Origin of the sequence: Chryseomicrobium aureum (genome assembly GCF_016909155.1) — a bacterium.
GTDB classification, from domain to species: Bacteria; Bacillota; Bacilli; order Bacillales_A; family Planococcaceae; genus Chryseomicrobium; species Chryseomicrobium aureum.
The window spans coordinates 25,055-40,606 of sequence record NZ_JAFBFG010000006.1 but is presented as its reverse complement, the minus strand read 5'-3'; the positions used below and the strand labels follow the sequence as shown (position 1 = coordinate 40,606).

Sequence of the window (15,552 nt, the reverse complement as noted above, 5' to 3'; positions counted from 1 at the left end):
TTATTGTGTCAATTTATCATCCTTAGTATACTTTTTATTGAACAGGTGTTCAATAATTATCTTAAAATAAGAGTGGGGAGGACACACACATGCGTTTACAAGACAAAGTGGCCATTGTAACAGGCGCTGCTTCGGGAATGGGAAAAGCGATTGCGGAAGCGTATGCAAAGCAAGGAGCAAAAGTCGCCGTTTCAGATTTGAATGGTGAAGGTGCTGAGGTAGTAGCGAAAGCGATTCAAGACAACGGTGGCGAAGCATTCTCGATTCAAACGAACGTGGCAGACAGTGCAGATTTGGATAAGCTATTTGAAGAAACTGTTGCGAAATATGGGCATATTGATATTCTCGTGAACAACGCGGGCATCATGGATGGCATGGAACCTGTTGGGGAAATTGAAGACGCACGGTGGGACCGCGTATTCGCAGTCAACACGACAGCTGTCATGCGGGCATCTCGTCTAGCAGTGAACCACTTCTTAGAACGCGGTCATGGTGTGATCATCAACAATAGTTCAGTCGGGGGATTGTACGGAGCACGTGCCGGGGCTGCTTATGTGGCATCAAAACATGCGGTCGTCGGTCTAACCAAAAATACAGCGTTTATGTATGCGAATAAAAATATTCGGTGCAACGGTATCGCTCCCGGTGGCGTCGAGACCAATATCGGATCTTCGATGACGAGCTTGAGCGAGTACGGAATGGGTCGCCAACAACTGGGAATGGCTATCAATCCGCGCATGGGGAAACCAGAAGAAATTGCGCAACTTGCGGTGTTCTTAGGGTCAGACGAGTCGAGCTTTGTAAACGGACAAGTCATTGCGGCAGATTCTGGTTGGACGGCTTACTAATTTATAGTCACTTTCACCAACCTTCAGAGGTTTTCTGAGGGTTGGTTTTTTGTTTGTAAAGTTCTTGCTAGCAAGATCTTTGAGCAAATTAAGGTTTGTGCCCTCAGTCATATTATGGAAACTAATTCGTCCTGATCCCACCAAAAAAACGCCGAACCCTAAAAGATTCGGCGCTCCGTTTCTTTATTTTCCTGCTTGTCGGTCATAATTTGAAAACGAGTGGGAATCAATTGTACAACAACATAAATTCTCCTACTTTCTTGTTAAAATGACCGTTTCTTCTTCACTTTCTGAACCACAAGATAGCCAAGCACGGTTAGCACTGTACTGTACATCGCAGTAAGAGCAAGAATCAGAAGGACAATGCCACCATCTAAAGCTAAATTAAATGTGAAATTTGGATAAAGGAAACCCCAGTAGACCTGGTATGCGCTAAACAAAATCCATATAGGAACAAACATCTTCCAGTAATGTTTCTTTAAACCTTCTGGAAACTTCAGCAACATCCAACCACCACCTTTTCCTTATGTTACCATACAGTAATTCCTTGTCGACCCTATTCCTCAAATAAGTATGCTATTATCTAAGTAATCAAACAATTCAAGGAGGCTCATCATGAATTTAGGACTGACAGATAAAGTGGCACTCATTACGGGTGGTAGTAAAGGTATTGGATTCCAGACAGCTCTTGATCTTTCTGCTGAAGGTGCGCATGTCGCAATCGTCGCACGTAGCGAAGAACATTTGCAGAAAGCCAAGGACGAAATTAAGGAGAAGACAGGGCGTGAGGTACTTACTATTTCAGCGGATGTCTCGCAAGAAAGTGAGTGTAAACGTGCAGTGGACGAGGCAGTCGCACACTTTGGGAAGTTACATATTTTAGTTAACAACGCAGGTACTGCAGCGGCAAAGGCGTTTGAAGATGTCGACGGTGAAGCGTGGCAGAATGACTTGGACCTTAAGCTTGGTGGAACTATCCACTGTTCCCGTTACGCAATCCCGCACATGAAAGAACAAGGAGGCGGGGCTATCGTCAATTTGGCAGCAGTCGTAGCAAAGACGCCTCCAGCAAGCAGTCTCCCCTCTTCCGTCAGTCGTTCAGCCGGTCTTGCGCTGACACAGGCGATGAGTAAAGACCTTGGCAAGCACAACATTCGCGTGAACGCTGTATGTATCGGTTTGATCCGCAGTGACCAGATTGAAAAAATGTGGCAAAACAATCGCCCAGACCTCACGTGGGATGAGTTCTCGCATGAGACCGGTAAAGGCATTCCGCTCGGCCGGATCGGTGACACTCAGGAAGCTTCTAACGTCATCACGTTCCTCGTATCAGACGCTGCTTCTTACGTGACGGGCACGTCTGTCAACATTGACGGTGGTTCTGGAAACGCTCTATAAAAAAATGACCCCTGGATTTGTCTCAAACACTAAGGATACTTACTTAGTCATGAGACAACCCCAGGGGTCTAGTTTTATTAACTCTTCGCTTCCCTCAAGTAACGCGGATAGGCAAGTAGAGCTAGTGTAATACAGGCAATTCCAAATCCGACGAGGACTGCAAGCGACTGCCATACGTCCATAAGCGTACCGTTGTCGAGAATCACTGTCTTATACCCTTCAAGTGCCCAGTAATGTGGTAAAAAACGCGCGATGTTTTGCATGACGTCGGGCATAAACTCTACAGGCATCCAAAGACCCCCAAGCATCGCTCCCCCAAGTGCAATGACCTGAGTCAACGCGATTCCCATATTTTCTGTTTTTGCTAGCACGGCCATGGCCATCCCACAACCTGTCGCTACAAAAGCAAGCCCTATAGAAAGTGCTAGAAGAGAAAGAGTATCACCAAGAGGCAAGTCATATACCACTACGCCAAACGTGAACAATACAACGATTTGAAGCAACACAACCGCAACAAACGGCAGCCATTTTCCTGCAAAATAGTCGAGGCGGCGGATAGGTGTACTCGCAAGTCGAGCAGCCATTCCGCTATCTCGGTCTTTGATGAATGCAACAACGATAGAAATCATGATATAGAACGAAAACATCACTGTGTAGCCCGGAACTATTTGAACTACTAACTGCTCAGGTTCCGCCCCCATGCTTTCTCCGAAAAGCGTGATAAACCCTACGATGAAAATGACTGGCAGTAGGAATGTCCAAAACCATAATCCTTTGTCTTTCGTCTTCTTTTTCAATTCTAAAAGAGCAATGGCTGTCATGACGCTCCCTCCATTCCCGTATCTCGTAAGGATGTTCCTGTTAAGCGAATGAAAATATCTTCTAGTCGTGCTTGGCTGAGCTCTAACCGCTCGGGCAAGACGGCTTGTGAAGCAAACGAACGTGCAAGCTGCTCTAAAGTTTCCAGAGGCTCATCGCTGACAATACTGAACCCTGCACCTTGTTCCTTGAGTAAAGGAAACCCTTGCAACACTTCAGCAGTTACTTGTTTTCCTTCAACATAAATCGACGAATGATGGTGACGTGCCAACACTTCCTGCATAGGCCCATGCTCTACAACCTTCCCTTGATCAATGAATCCGATCGCATCACAGAGTTGCTCGACCTCTTCCATGTAATGGCTGGAGTAAATCAGCGTCTTCCCTTCTTTTTTCAACGAATGGATCAACTCAAATATCGCTCGACGAGACTGCGGATCCACGCCGACAGTCGGTTCATCTAAGATAATGATGTCTGGGTCATGCAACAACGCACAGCCAATATTTAAACGGCGCTTCATTCCACCCGAAAATGTGGAAACAACGGACTTTTCACGTTCTTCTAATCCGATTTGACGAAGTACTTCTTTGATACGTTTGGACACTTGAGCTTTCGGGAGTCCATACAGTCTTCCAAATAAGAGCAGGTTATCTCGTGCCGTTAGCGTTTCCTCTAAACAGATATCTTGTGGCACATAACCAATCCGACGTTTGATAGCTAGGCGGTTATGATGAAATGTGGCGTTCTCAAGCAGTACTTCGCCTTCGTACTCTTCTAAAATACCGACTAAGATTTTCATCAGTGTCGACTTCCCTGCACCATTTGGCCCGACCAAACCGAAGCAAGTTCCTTTTGCGATTGTTAGTTCCACGTCTTGAAGAGCACAGTGTGTACCGTAGCTTTTCTTCACGTTTTGGATGTGAATCATTCAACTTCCTCCCTATCTACGTTTTTGAAGAGACTGATTCATGCGTCTTTCTAGCTGTTTGAAATAGCTGTACCAACCGAACCAGTTCAGAATGTAGGTGCCTGTGAAAAATAACCACCCAATGAGAAGAGATTGTGGGTTTAGTGGAATCCAGCCAGTCAGCCATGTGAAGACAGGGAACAACACGATAAGTGAAGCTGTATAGTGAACAAAGGTCTGCTTTAACATACTCCATTCCTCAACCTCAAATAACAGGGCAGAAACACTAAAATAAGCACCAATCAACATGCTTCCAAATAGATTTAGTGCGATGAGCCTTGCAGGAACTTCCGCTGTACTGTCATAGAGAAAGACAAGCACGAGAAGGGTCAGCAAACCACCAACTCCAAAGCCTCCGAAAATCCGAATCATCAACTTACTTATCACGACTTCCACCTCCTTCGACAAGTTGGTTACGTAGATGGTGCACGTAGCTTCGTGTCACATATTCTTTATTACCAGACTTGAAGAATACACAAAGATTGCCGTTAAAGGACAATTCGAAACGATCAATCAAGTCTAAGTTCCCGATGACGGATTTAGAAAATCGGATAAAGCCATAGTTCCCTAAGAACTCTTCTAGTTCATACAGCTTCAACTTGAGTTCGTATGTTCCTTCAACAGTCTGGGCAAACACTTTACGATTGGCTGAGTATACGAAATCAATATCGTGCGGCTGCAAAATAATGGACCGCTCACCATCACTAGCAACAAGTCGCTTCGGAGCAGTGTCTAATTTCTCCAACTCTTTCAGGTGGCGTACAACTGCCTCCACTTCGGCAGTCCATTCATTGGCTTGGATGGTAATCACAGCTGTGTCCTCATGTTGAGGATCAATGTCAATTTTGATTTTCATTGGGCCTCCCTTTCTTGTTCTTAGTGTAGGTCAGTTTATGTAATGGGCGACAAAGATAGGGCCAACATGCTTTAAATCGTGCATAACATGACCCGTTCGGTGTGTGAAACGTAACTTTCTATTCAAGTATATAAAAAAAAAGACCCCTAGAGTTGGGTCACTTCTAAGTTTACTTAGCGCGTGAGACAACTCCAGGGGTCTACATTTATCAAATTAGATTAAGCTGTTTTTACTGTAAAGTCGACATCGACGTTGTTGCGGATTGCGTTAGAGAATGGGCAGATTTTATGTGCTTCTTCTACCAACATTTCTGCTGTGTCTTGATCCGTCCCTTGGATAGTAATAATCATTTCGACTGACAATTGATACCCCGCATCGCCTTTATTTAACGATACGTGCGACGTGATTTCAGAACCTGAGATCTGTGCTTTCTTTTGCATCGCAACAATATTCAATGCAGAGTCAAAACAAGCTGAGTAAGCACCTGCGAATAATTCTTCAGGTGTCGTCTTGCCTGTCATGTCTGCACCTGGCATTGGCATTCCCAAATTCAAGTCATATGTTCCGCTCTCTGAAGTAACGCGGCCTTGGCGTCCTCCGACAGCTGTAGCAGTTGATGTAAATAGTTTTTGCATAGTGGTTCCTCCTCTAATTTTTTGGTATAATTAAGTTGTACACAATTTAATTTTACACAACTAAAAAACACTTGCAACTAATTTGCACAAGGAGGAATGGTTTATGGATGCTCTTCATCTTTCGAATCAACTCTGCTTCCCGTTTTATGCGGTATCAAAAGAAATCACCAAGCGCTACCGGCCGTTACTCGAACCTTTGCAGCTAACCTATCCTCAATATCTTGTGATGCTCGTACTGTGGGAGACCGATCAACTATCTTTAAAAAAAATTGGTGAGCGGCTCCATCTTGATTCAGGTACCCTTACACCGCTAGTCAATAAACTTATTTCACAAGGTTATATCGAAAAAGCACGAAATCCCCACGACGAACGCCAGCTCGTTATTCAACTGACACCTACTGGACGCGCGTTACAAAATGATGCAGCGGATATTCCAGCAAAACTTGCTGAGGTTCTCGGTCTCACGGAACACCAGTACTCTGCTTATCAAAAAATGCTTACTGACCTTTCCATAAAGCTTGGGTTAAATGACGGGACATGCTAATCTTTATTATTCTTCCCAGGGAACTTTTTTATAGGAACTTCTATACTTCCCTATTCGCAAAGTCATACTAATCAATCTAGTAAGAAAGTCACTAGCTCTACGTTTTACAAAATATTTTTTATTTTATAGGTCTATAGATAGTCATTTAGACCTTAAACCGGAAAGTGGTGTTCTTGTATCAAAATAACCATATTTTTTTCTAATAATAGTACAATAATTTCGACTTTACCTGTTACTATAAAAGAGATGATATATAGAGTTGCCACATTCATAGACTCATTCTGAAACTGTAAGGAGGTTCGTTAAATGCAACAAGACCACTCGAGGTATTCTCGTCTCGCCAACATCACGAAAATGATCAACATGAAGCTCGACTTGCGTGAAGTCATGGAACAAGTCACACTCGCCATCTCTGAAGAAATTATGCGCTGCGATTCAGTCGGTATCTACATGCCCCAACCAGACGGCACATTCCGAGGATACGTCGGGAAGCCAGAAGTCATCAATGGCCGTACTTTAGATATGCACGTCATCGACACAGACTATGACCTGTTGGCAAAAGAAGTAATTGAAACGAAAAAAACAATTTATATTCCAGACACCTCGCGCGACAACCGACCGGACCCACGAGCCGTAGAAGCGTTCCAAATCAAGTCTTTGCTCGCCCTCCCCATCTCATTCGAAGGTGAACTTTTTGGACTTGTCTTCCTATTTGATTATGGAATCCCTATGAATCTGACAGAAGATGAAATTCAAGCAGTGGAAGCGTATGTCAATATGGCGGCTGTAGCTATCCAAAATGCATCAAATTTGGCGCGTAAAGAGATGCTACTGAACGAAAAGCAGTTGCTTCTTGACGTCTCGAAAGACTTATCGATGTATACCACCCTTCAAGAATGTTTTGATAGCTGCTTCTTCTATATTCAAAAAGTCTTAAACAATCCAAACATCGGCGTTCATCTATTCGACCCAATAGCTAAAAAACGAATCAAACCAGCTAAACTTAGTAAAGAAAGTGACTGGACCGAAGAAAAATGGCTTGAAACCCATAATGAATTGGATGTCGATGACAGTAATGACGTTCTAATGCAAGAAGTCATTGAAAAGAAAGCGTACATCTACATTCCCGATGTCTCGATTGATGATCGACCCAACCATGATGTCTGTAGAAATTTTGGAATCCGCGGCCTTGTCATGTTCCCTCTCATTACAATGGGAGAGGTGTTAGGGCAAATCTCAGTTGTCACACTAGAAGATAATGTCCCACCATACAATGAGACGCAACTGCAACTGGCTCAATCCATTATCGATACGACAGCTTCCGCCTTGTCTCACTTACTTTATATGGAAAAGCAAGAGATCTTGATTGAAGAGCGCACGTCTGAAGTGCTTGAGAAAAACAAAGAGCTTGAAGAAGTCGTTTCAGAACTGAAACATTTGAGCCGGGAAAAAGAATTGATTTTGAACTCAGCTGGAGAGGGCATCTTCGGTTTAGATTTACACCGGAATATCACATTCTGTAACCCTGCAGGTGCTACGATGCTTGGCTATTCGTCGGAAAGTGAACTGATCGGGAAACCCGTGAAAATTATTACGAACGGCAAAGTGATGGAACGTTCGGAAAACGCATCCGCTTACCCTGATACGTACTTTGAAGAGTACCAAGAATTTTATAGAAAAGATTGTTCTCGATTCCCTGTAGAATATGTAACGTCACTTATCAAAGAGAATGACAAAGTGGTCGGTGAAGTTGTCACATTCAAAGACATCACACAGCGTAAGCAGCTGGAAGAGAAAATCAAATACTATGCATATTTTGATAGTCTCACCGACCTACCAAACCGCGTGTTGTTGATGGATCGCCTGACGCAGGGCTTGAAGTATGCAAAGAAAAATGGAGAAAAAGCAGCTGTCCTGTTTTTAGATCTCGACCGCTTTAAACTTGTCAATGATTCACTCGGGCACAGCTACGGCGACTTATTGTTGAAAGAAGTAGCGCTGCGCCTAATGACTTGTGTGCCAGAAGGAGCCACGATCTCGCGTCAAGGTGGCGATGAATTCACGATTTTCTTACCGAACGTCAAAGAAGACAGTGATATTTTAAAAGTCATTAAATGCATTAATGCTGTATTCGTTGATTCGTTTAAACTCAGCGAACATGAGATGCATATTAAGACGAGTATCGGCATTGCCCTCTTCCCGGAAAACGGCGATACGGCAGAAATTCTAATTAAAAATGCGGATACAGCGATGTACAAATCTAAGGAACGCCCGGGTACAAGCTTCCATTTCTTTAGTGAAGAAATGGACATTCGCTCGTATGAATCAATCAAGCTCGAAAATGATTTATACCGTGCCATCGAAAAAGAAGAACTGTTTATTCATTACCAGCCACAAATCGACTACCGCAATAATGAAATCGTTGGTGTAGAAGCCTTATTACGCTGGAAACATCCAGAGTATGGTTTGATTCCACCAGACCGCTTTATCCCGCTTGCAGAAGAAACTGGTTTGATTGTACAGATTGGGGATTGGGTCCTTCGCCGTGCATGTCAGCAATTAAAAAAATGGCATGATGAAGGCTTTGCATTACCTCGTTTATCAGTAAACTTATCAGTTAACCAATTTGAGCAAACGGATCTATTTGGCAGTATTAAGAAGATTTTGAACGAGACCGGTCTTGATCCAAGTTTTCTCGAGCTTGAACTGACAGAAAACCTGATTGTGAAAAATACCGAGTTAACGCTCGAAACAATGAAACAACTGAAAGAGTATGGCATCAAGATTGCGATTGATGACTTCGGAACAGGTTATTCATCTCTTGGGTATTTGCGCAACTTGCCAATTTCCAAGTTAAAAATCGATAAATCCTTTGTCGACCAGATGTTAGTCGACGATGCCGCCATTACGAATACGATCATTACACTTGCCAAGAACTTGAACTTGGAAGTTATCGCAGAAGGTGTAGAAACGAAAGAGCAAGCGGACTATCTACTTGAACAAGACTGCGTTTTGATGCAGGGGTATTATTTTAGTCGTCCGCTCGACGCAGAGACTTTAACGAACAAATACGTATAAGTGAGGAGATCGATGATGAAAGCAGCACGTCTCGTATTAGAGTATTTGAAACAAAATGGGGTTAACCACATCTTTGGAATACCGGCCGGTTCGGTCAATGCCTTCTTTGATGAGTTGACACAAATGGATGACATCACGCCAGTCGTCACAAAACACGAAGGCGCTGCCGGGTACATGGCTGCCGCTTACGCAAAGTATACGAATCATTTAAGTGTCGCCATTGCATGTAGTGGTCCAGGTGGAACAAACCTCGTGACGGGTGCGGCGAATGCGATGCGCGAACACCTGCCTGTTGTGTTTTTAACAGGTGCCGTTCCCGTCAGTACAATCGGTTTAAATGCTTCGCAGGAATTGGATGCTGCTCCTATCTTCCAACCTGTCACAAAATATAGTGTAGCTGTAAACGATGTGAAAGATGTCGTAGCTGAAATCACAAAAGCTGTAGAAATCGCACTTTCTGGTGTACCTGGTCCTGTACACGTAGCACTTCCAATCGATGTGCAGCACCAGCAAGTTCCAGACGCGACACTTCCTGCTCCTGCAAAACGCAGTTTGATTACACCAGAGGCAGAGACTTTAGCTCGCGTGGCAGATGAATTGATTGCACGTGATACTGGCTATATCTTGGCTGGACAAGGGATCCGTGGGGCTGTTGATTCTGTACTTGAGCTTGCGGAAACACTGGGTTGGCCAATCGTGACGACTCCTCAAGCAAAAGGCTATATTCCAACGGATCACCCACTTCTAGTTGGTGTGTACGGTTTTGCAGGACATGAAGCGGCTTCTGAGCTAGTTGCTTCAGGAAATGCACGCAATGTCGCACTGATCATCGGGTCAAGCCTTGGTGAGACCGCGACGAACAATTACAATGCATCCATTACTGCAGACCGTTTCACTGTCCAACTCGATTTTGATGCGTCGGTTTTCAATCGTAAGTATGAAGTCGACGAAGCTTTGCTCGGGGATATCACATTAAGTGTTCCTGCTCTTGTGGAAGCTGTAAAAGCGAAGAAACAAGATAGTACAACTAGTTTATCTGTGAACAAGCAAGCCCCATCAACAGGAGGAGACGACTACACGACAAAGAACGTGTTGATTGCTCTTCAAGAAGCACTCCCTGCATCGACACGCTACACAATCGATATCGGCGAATTCATGTCTTATATGATCAATCACCATCAAGTAAAAGAGTCCTATACGTATGAAATTAATGTTCACTTTGGTGCGATGGGAAGCGGAATCGGCTCGGCAATCGGCTCAAAGCTTGCAGAACCGGAACGTCCTGTCGTCTGCATCACTGGTGACGGTTGCTTCTTCATGCACGGAATGGAATTGTTGACGGCAAAAGAACACAACTTGCCAATTTTGTTTGTCATCATGAACAATGCACGCCTTGGTATGGTGTATCACGGGCACAACCTGCAGTTCAAACGTACGCATACGTCATTTGAACAAGAGCCTGTGAACATCAGTGCAATGGCAGCTGCAATGGGTATTCCAAGTCACCGTGTGACAGAGATGGCCGACTTTACACCTGATAAAGTGAATGAACTGTTGAATCACGGAGGGCCTGCAGTGCTTGAAGTCTTTTTACAAGACAATAGCACTCCACCCATGGGTGACCGCGTGAAGTTCTTGTCTTCTTTCGGTAAATAAATTTATGTAAAAATCCCTGACTCTTCGCTGAGTCAGGGATTTTATGTTTAGCTATGTACTTTCGGCATGTTTTGGAGCACTGCTCCGATTGTCTGCCCTTTGAAAGCATCTGGAACAGCTGTATCACTTTCAAAATAGAAGCTACTTGCTGTTGTGTCCGCTGTGTATCCCATTCTTTGGAGTGTCTCTTGAAGTGCAATAGGAGCTGAAGAAGTACCAGTAGTATGGGCGTAATAAGTTGTTGTGAACACACGCGTAATCTGGTCCCCAATTTCTGAATAAATAACAAAGCAATCTGTTGGTTCCTCAATCACCCAACGACCTTTCGCATACAAGGACAGTCCAGCTCCTTCAAGTGCAGAGAGTGCCTCCAAATTTACACTAAACAGTTCATTAATAAACTCTCTGATTTGTTGCCCTGTAGGCTTAGCATCTTGTTGAATAAGCTTTTCTGCTACAACTTCTCGTGAAGAATGATTTGTTGAATGCACTAGAGGCACTTTGTCTAAATCAAAGCCAAATACTTCGTGTACGACTTGAAACACCGTCTCTACAGTTAGTTCTTGCTCTGCAAGTAATTGGTCCATCTGTTGTGCTTTATTCATAGGTCCTCTCCTTCTCACTAAACTTTTAGTACACCACGCCACCCTCGCGAAGCGTAGTACGAATCGGCCCCATTGTGGTAAGCAAATACTGTGTTGTAGCGGCGGTCCCCGAACAAAGCGCCTCCACGTTCACGAATCTCAGATGGTGTTGCAATCCAGCTGGATGTCTTCAAATCAAATTCTCCAAGCGTCTGCAAATAGCGATATTCTTCTTCTGTCAAAAGCTCAATGCCCATGAGTTCTGCCATCTCAAGTGCTGACGTCTCTGGAGGGAACTTCTTGCGCCCTTCGCGAGCCACTTGATCAAAACATACGCTACGTCGCTCTTTCGGACTTTCTTTTGCGCAATCATAAAAATGATACTGCTCTTTGACAGCGTCAAATCGCACGACGTCCGGCTCGCCGCCGGTCGCTTCCATTTCTGAAAGTGACCAGAGTGCCTTTGAATTTGCGTTTAATTTTTTCTCGACGTCCTCCCATTCAATGACTCCCTTATGTCGTCCCCGGTTCTTCTCAAACCGAGCCTTTAATGCTGCCAAAAGTTCACGTTGTTGGTCCTGCGTTAGTTCGTGGTTTACCATTTCCTTTCGCCTCCCATTCGTTTCTTTCACTTTACCCTTGTTCGTCGAGCGGTTCAACTACCCACGGAAGCCATAGTTCAATCATGACTTGAACAATCGGTTCTGGAAATACGTCGGGCACAAAATCGAACTCCTCTGTTTCAATGAAAACCGTTGCATCTTGCTGCTCATACTTCACGGGAGAGGCTGAGCCAATCACGTGATAAATTGCGAAAAATTGACGCAGGTCGTTCTTTGAATCCAGCGCCATGATTTCTGCAGCCTTTGTTAGGTCTAATCCGTAGTGATCAGTAAGCTTTTGAATCCACTCCGGAAAGGATGGAATACACGCGATATAATTTTGGCAATATAGACAGTCACAGGACGTCAGTGCGCTCGGCAAGCTTTTGTAAATCGCGCGTGTCTGTTCAATTTGCTCATCTGTTTGATTAATTAACTCGTTCATCCCAATCACCTCTTGTATCTATACGAATTACTTGGTAATAAGTTGTCAATGAGAATTGACATCTACTCGATTAGAATGTAACAAATAAATTACAAATGGAATATATATTACATTGATTAAGGAGATTCTATGAAAAACAATGTAAAGCTTGCTCGTCTTTCTGCCAACATCACTCAGACGGATCTTGCCAGGAAGACAGGCATTACGCGACAGACGATTAGTTTGATTGCTAAAGTTTAAAAAAAAACCCACCACAGCTAAGGGGGTCAAAGCTGCAGTGGGTGGGTGCCCTTATTGGAAATAGGTGTTCATTTTGTCAAACATCGCTTGCGTCTCTTCCGCCGTCTTGCGGATGATGAACATGCTACCTTTGAACTCTTTGTTGATCGCTTCTTCTACTTCAGGATGCTGATACAATTCAACAATCTTTAAGTAGTTTTCGTTGTCTGCTTCATCTGCACGAGATGCGATGATATTGATGTACGGCTCGATGGACTCGGATTCTGTATCTTCATACACAACAGCGTCTTCAGCTGGAATAAGACCTGCTTGTACGGCCACACCATTGTTGATTAAGGCAATGGCAACGTCCGGAAGAACACGTGCTGTCTGTTGGGGTTCCATAGCGACAAATTCAAGCTCTAACGGGTTTGATGTGATTTTGTCTAAGTCTCCAGTGATCCCAAAATCGTCAGCTAATTCAATCACACCTGCTTCTTGCAGAAGGTTCAGTGCGCGTGGAAGTGTTGATGCATCATTTGGAATGGCGACTTGATCACCTTTTTGCAATTCATCTAGTGACTCGATTTTATCTGAATACACACCAAGTGGCGCAAATACGGTTGTACCAACAGGTGCCAAGTCTTCCCCAGATTCCGCCACAAAGTTTGAGAAGAACGAGATCGTCTGGAACGCGTTCAAATCAATGTCCCCTGCTGCAAGCGCTTTGTTCGGCATGATGTAATCTGTGAATTCTACTACTTCTAAATCAATGCCTTCCTCTTTTGCAAGTTCTACGATTACCGGCCATTGCGGGCTATCCGCACCGTTCACCCCAATTTTGATTGTCTCTTCTGACCCATCGGCTGAGTTACAAGCTGCAAGTGTTAGAGCAGCTGTGGCAGCAAGTGCTGCAAGTTTTAGTCGTTTCATTTTTTTAATCTCCTATCGTCTCATAATTTTTTTGGATAATGTATTGCCAAGCCACTGGGCGAGTTGCACCAGAAGAATCAAGATAATCACCGTCACGACCATGACGCTCGTATCAAAACGTTGGTAGCCGTATGTAATCGCGATGTGCCCGAGACCACCACCACCGACATATCCGGCCACTGCCGAGAAATCGATCAAGCTGACTGTCACAAACGTGAGACCAAGAATCAGTGGTCCAAGCGCTTCCGGAATTAAAACGGTAAAGACGATTTGGAATGGGCTCGCCCCCATTGCTTTCGCTGCTTCAATAACACCTGGGTCGATACTCAGTAAGTTCTGTTCGACGATACGCGCAACACTGAATGTTGCCATGATGGCCATCGGGAATACAGCAGCTCCTACACCAATTGTCGTACCCATCACGAGGCGCGTCACTGGCATCAAGAATACGAGGAACACGATAAATGGAATCGGCCGAATCACATTGATGAGTAAGTTGAGAAGGCCGTATAACAAGCGATTTTCTAAGATATTGCCTTGGCGAGAGACGAATAAAGCGAGTCCCACCAAGACGCCTAAAATCGAACCGAGAATCAGAGTCAGGATGACCATCGTAATCGTCTCGCCGGTTGCTTCTATGATGCGCTGATAAAATGTACTCCACTCAACTTTCATGGATGATCACCTCCTTGATGTCGACAACATCTGCTAGTTCACGGATCACGTTTTGAATCGCGGTCGTCTCTCCTTTGAAGGAAACGACCAGGTTTCCTAGCAACTGATTTTGGATTTCTCGAACAGCGCCGTACACAACGTTAAAGTGGACATTGTGTTGCTGTGAGATTTTTGAAAGAAGCGGCTGACTTGTCGCACTTCCAGTAAACGTTACTTGGTAGATGTGCTCATCTCCCGCTGCTCGCCATTCTTTTAGCAATTCTTGAGAAGGAAGGTCTTTATTGACCGACTGGATAAACCGTTTTGTCGTCGGATGGGACGGGTTTGTGAAGACATCGAAGACTTCCCCGTGCTCGATGACGTGTCCGTTTTCCATAATCGCCACTCGGTTGCAAATGGTTGAAATGACGTTCATCTCGTGTGTAATCAAGAGCACTGTGATGCCGAATTCTTGATTGACGCGCTTCAAAAGTTTCAAGATGTCCTCTGTCGTTTCCGGATCAAGTGCGGACGTTGCTTCGTCGCAAATTAGGATTTCCGGGTTCGTTGCAAGAGCTCGCGCAATCCCAACCCGCTGCTTTTGCCCCCCCGAGAGTTGCTCAGGATAGTTATCTGCTTTATCAGATAGGCCAACGAATTCAAGTAACTCTTTTGTGCGTCTTGCGATTTCCGCTTTTGGCGTGCCTTCAAGTTTCAACGGATAGGCAACATTCCCTGCGACAGTGCGGGATGTGAACAAGTTAAAGTTCTGAAAGATCATCCCGATACGTCGGCGTTGCAAGCGAAGTTGTTTGGCTTTTAGAGATGTGATGTCGGTATCATTGATTTTGATGACGCCACTCGTCGGCTTCTCTAGAAGGTTCACGAGGCGAAGGAGCGTGCTCTTGCCGGCTCCACTAAACCCGATGATGCCGAAGATGTCGCCCTTTTTGACGTCGAGCGTGACGTTTTGGACCGCGTACACATCACGCTTTCCGACTTTGAATGTTTTGGATACGTTTTGGAATGTAATCATGGTGGACTTCCCTACTTTCTTGCTAGAGTGCATAAAAAAAGACCTTCATCTCTTAAGAACATAAGAAATGAAAGCCTTGAAAAAGCCTCTCAGTCTTATCTCTCAAGTGGTGGACACTTGCAGGATTTGGCACTGACGCATGCGCGCTTTGCCGAGACTTCACAGGGCCTGTCCCTCCGTCTCTCGTGATAAGAATTGCTGGTATGTAGTTTTGAATTTCGTTCGTCTTGCTAACTGTTTCACAGTCTAAAGCATCAAAGTTTTGTCGTCAATAGTAA

At 44.5% G+C, this 15,552-nt stretch carries 17 protein-coding genes, 1 pseudogene and 1 riboswitch; of the genes and pseudogenes, 6 read left to right on the top strand and 12 right to left on the bottom strand.

Annotated features, from left to right (window positions below):
• Nucleotides 1-89 precede the first annotated feature (89 nt).
• Nucleotides 90-848: an SDR family oxidoreductase gene (locus JOD03_RS06420; protein ID WP_204590017.1), complete on the top strand. Its 759-nt coding sequence runs from the start codon at nt 90-92 to the stop codon at nt 846-848.
• 263 nt (nt 849-1,111) lie between these two features.
• Here JOD03_RS06420 and JOD03_RS06415 read toward each other — a convergent pair whose 3' ends face one another.
• The gene (locus JOD03_RS06415; RefSeq protein ID WP_204590016.1) at nt 1,112-1,354 is read right to left on the bottom strand and encodes a hypothetical protein; all 243 of its coding nucleotides are present in this window, start codon (nt 1,352-1,354) and stop codon (nt 1,112-1,114) included.
• Between the two features lie 109 nt (nt 1,355-1,463).
• On the opposite strand from JOD03_RS06415, the gene JOD03_RS06410 reads away from it, so the two are divergent.
• Nucleotides 1,464-2,246: an SDR family NAD(P)-dependent oxidoreductase gene (locus tag JOD03_RS06410; RefSeq protein ID WP_204590015.1), complete on the top strand. Its 783-nt coding sequence runs from the start codon at nt 1,464-1,466 to the stop codon at nt 2,244-2,246.
• Nucleotides 2,247-2,323: 77 nt separating this feature from the next.
• On the opposite strand, the gene JOD03_RS06405 is transcribed toward JOD03_RS06410, so the two are convergent.
• From JOD03_RS06405 to JOD03_RS06385, 5 genes are all read right to left on the bottom strand, one after another.
• Nucleotides 2,324-3,067, bottom strand: coding sequence for an ABC transporter permease (locus JOD03_RS06405; protein WP_204590014.1), 744 nt, complete (start codon nt 3,065-3,067; stop codon nt 2,324-2,326).
• Nucleotides 3,064-3,993 (bottom strand): ABC transporter ATP-binding protein, encoded by a 930-nt coding sequence (locus JOD03_RS06400; RefSeq protein ID WP_204590013.1) that lies wholly within the window; start codon nt 3,991-3,993, stop codon nt 3,064-3,066. The genes JOD03_RS06405 and JOD03_RS06400 overlap by 4 nt, the downstream gene beginning before the upstream one ends.
• A 12-nt stretch (nt 3,994-4,005) precedes the next feature.
• Complete coding sequence (locus JOD03_RS06395) at nt 4,006-4,419, bottom strand: DUF3021 family protein (protein WP_204590012.1); 414 nt, start codon at nt 4,417-4,419, stop codon at nt 4,006-4,008.
• Complete coding sequence (locus JOD03_RS06390; RefSeq protein ID WP_204590011.1) at nt 4,409-4,888, bottom strand: LytTR family DNA-binding domain-containing protein; 480 nt, start codon at nt 4,886-4,888, stop codon at nt 4,409-4,411. The genes JOD03_RS06395 and JOD03_RS06390 overlap by 11 nt, the downstream gene beginning before the upstream one ends.
• A gap of 218 nt (nt 4,889-5,106) precedes the next feature.
• Entirely contained in the window at nt 5,107-5,523 is a 417-nt protein-coding gene (locus JOD03_RS06385; protein WP_204590010.1) for an Ohr family peroxiredoxin, read from the bottom strand.
• 103 nt (nt 5,524-5,626) lie between these two features.
• Here JOD03_RS06385 and JOD03_RS06380 point away from each other — a divergent pair, with 103 nt between their 5' ends.
• The 3 genes from JOD03_RS06380 (at nt 5,627) to JOD03_RS06370 (ending at nt 10,801) form a co-directional block, all read left to right on the top strand.
• Nucleotides 5,627-6,067, top strand: coding sequence for a MarR family winged helix-turn-helix transcriptional regulator (locus JOD03_RS06380; protein ID WP_204590009.1), 441 nt, complete (start codon nt 5,627-5,629; stop codon nt 6,065-6,067).
• A 306-nt stretch (nt 6,068-6,373) separates the two neighbouring features.
• A complete protein-coding gene (locus JOD03_RS06375) occupies nt 6,374-9,145 on the top strand; it encodes a bifunctional diguanylate cyclase/phosphodiesterase (RefSeq protein ID WP_204590008.1) in 2,772 nt (923 codons plus the stop codon).
• Nucleotides 9,146-9,160: 15 nt separating this feature from the next.
• Nucleotides 9,161-10,801: a thiamine pyrophosphate-binding protein gene (locus JOD03_RS06370; protein ID WP_204590007.1), complete on the top strand. Its 1,641-nt coding sequence runs from the start codon at nt 9,161-9,163 to the stop codon at nt 10,799-10,801.
• A gap of 47 nt (nt 10,802-10,848) precedes the next feature.
• On the opposite strand, the gene JOD03_RS06365 is transcribed toward JOD03_RS06370, so the two are convergent.
• From JOD03_RS06365 to JOD03_RS06355, 3 genes are read right to left on the bottom strand one after another with little or no spacing between them, the layout of a single operon-like run.
• Complete coding sequence (locus JOD03_RS06365) at nt 10,849-11,406, bottom strand: hypothetical protein (protein WP_204590006.1); 558 nt, start codon at nt 11,404-11,406, stop codon at nt 10,849-10,851.
• Between the two features lie 17 nt (nt 11,407-11,423).
• A complete protein-coding gene (locus JOD03_RS06360) occupies nt 11,424-11,987 on the bottom strand; it encodes a DUF4256 domain-containing protein (RefSeq protein WP_204590005.1) in 564 nt (187 codons plus the stop codon).
• 31 nt (nt 11,988-12,018) lie between these two features.
• Nucleotides 12,019-12,432: a hypothetical protein gene (locus JOD03_RS06355; RefSeq protein ID WP_204590004.1), complete on the bottom strand. Its 414-nt coding sequence runs from the start codon at nt 12,430-12,432 to the stop codon at nt 12,019-12,021.
• A 129-nt stretch (nt 12,433-12,561) separates the two neighbouring features.
• On the opposite strand from JOD03_RS06355, the pseudogene JOD03_RS06350 reads away from it, so the two are divergent.
• Nucleotides 12,562-12,666, top strand: a pseudogene (locus JOD03_RS06350) (helix-turn-helix transcriptional regulator); the annotation flags it as partial.
• Between the two features lie 57 nt (nt 12,667-12,723).
• On the opposite strand, the gene JOD03_RS06345 reads toward JOD03_RS06350, so the two are convergent.
• From JOD03_RS06345 to JOD03_RS06335, 3 genes are read right to left on the bottom strand one after another with little or no spacing between them, the layout of a single operon-like run.
• A complete protein-coding gene (locus JOD03_RS06345) occupies nt 12,724-13,584 on the bottom strand; it encodes a MetQ/NlpA family ABC transporter substrate-binding protein (protein ID WP_204590002.1) in 861 nt (286 codons plus the stop codon).
• Between the two features lie 12 nt (nt 13,585-13,596).
• On the bottom strand, nt 13,597-14,259 hold the full coding sequence (locus tag JOD03_RS06340) for a methionine ABC transporter permease (protein WP_204590001.1): 663 nt from the start codon (nt 14,257-14,259) through the stop codon (nt 13,597-13,599).
• Nucleotides 14,249-15,274 carry a methionine ABC transporter ATP-binding protein gene (locus tag JOD03_RS06335; protein WP_204590000.1) on the bottom strand — a complete coding sequence of 342 codons (1,026 nt, stop codon included), beginning with the start codon at nt 15,272-15,274 and terminating at the stop codon, nt 14,249-14,251. Before JOD03_RS06335 ends, JOD03_RS06340 begins: the two co-directional genes overlap by 11 nt.
• A 92-nt stretch (nt 15,275-15,366) precedes the next feature.
• Nucleotides 15,367-15,469: riboswitch (SAM riboswitch) on the bottom strand.
• Nucleotides 15,470-15,552 lie beyond the last annotated feature (83 nt).

Bases quoted from the DNA above. Each gene is read 5' to 3' on its own strand.
- JOD03_RS06385 (WP_204590010.1), bottom strand. From the start codon at position 5,523: ATGCAAAAACTATTTACATCAACTGCTACAGCTGTCGGAGGACGCCAA.
- JOD03_RS06365 (WP_204590006.1), bottom strand. From the start codon at position 11,406: ATGAATAAAGCACAACAGATGGACCAATTACTTGCAGAGCAAGAACTA.
- JOD03_RS06340 (WP_204590001.1), bottom strand. From the start codon at position 14,259: ATGAAAGTTGAGTGGAGTACATTTTATCAGCGCATCATAGAAGCAACC.
- JOD03_RS06360 (WP_204590005.1), bottom strand. From the start codon at position 11,987: ATGGTAAACCACGAACTAACGCAGGACCAACAACGTGAACTTTTGGCA.
- JOD03_RS06410 (WP_204590015.1), top strand. From the start codon at position 1,464: ATGAATTTAGGACTGACAGATAAAGTGGCACTCATTACGGGTGGTAGT.
- JOD03_RS06390 (WP_204590011.1), bottom strand. From the start codon at position 4,888: ATGAAAATCAAAATTGACATTGATCCTCAACATGAGGACACAGCTGTG.
- JOD03_RS06420 (WP_204590017.1), top strand. From the start codon at position 90: ATGCGTTTACAAGACAAAGTGGCCATTGTAACAGGCGCTGCTTCGGGA.
- JOD03_RS06380 (WP_204590009.1), top strand. From the start codon at position 5,627: ATGGATGCTCTTCATCTTTCGAATCAACTCTGCTTCCCGTTTTATGCG.
- JOD03_RS06370 (WP_204590007.1), top strand. From the start codon at position 9,161: ATGAAAGCAGCACGTCTCGTATTAGAGTATTTGAAACAAAATGGGGTT.
- JOD03_RS06405 (WP_204590014.1), bottom strand. From the start codon at position 3,067: ATGACAGCCATTGCTCTTTTAGAATTGAAAAAGAAGACGAAAGACAAA.
- JOD03_RS06355 (WP_204590004.1), bottom strand. From the start codon at position 12,432: ATGAACGAGTTAATTAATCAAACAGATGAGCAAATTGAACAGACACGC.
- JOD03_RS06400 (WP_204590013.1), bottom strand. From the start codon at position 3,993: ATGATTCACATCCAAAACGTGAAGAAAAGCTACGGTACACACTGTGCT.
- JOD03_RS06335 (WP_204590000.1), bottom strand. From the start codon at position 15,274: ATGATTACATTCCAAAACGTATCCAAAACATTCAAAGTCGGAAAGCGT.
- JOD03_RS06375 (WP_204590008.1), top strand. From the start codon at position 6,374: ATGCAACAAGACCACTCGAGGTATTCTCGTCTCGCCAACATCACGAAA.
- JOD03_RS06345 (WP_204590002.1), bottom strand. From the start codon at position 13,584: ATGAAACGACTAAAACTTGCAGCACTTGCTGCCACAGCTGCTCTAACA.
- JOD03_RS06415 (WP_204590016.1), bottom strand. From the start codon at position 1,354: ATGTTGCTGAAGTTTCCAGAAGGTTTAAAGAAACATTACTGGAAGATG.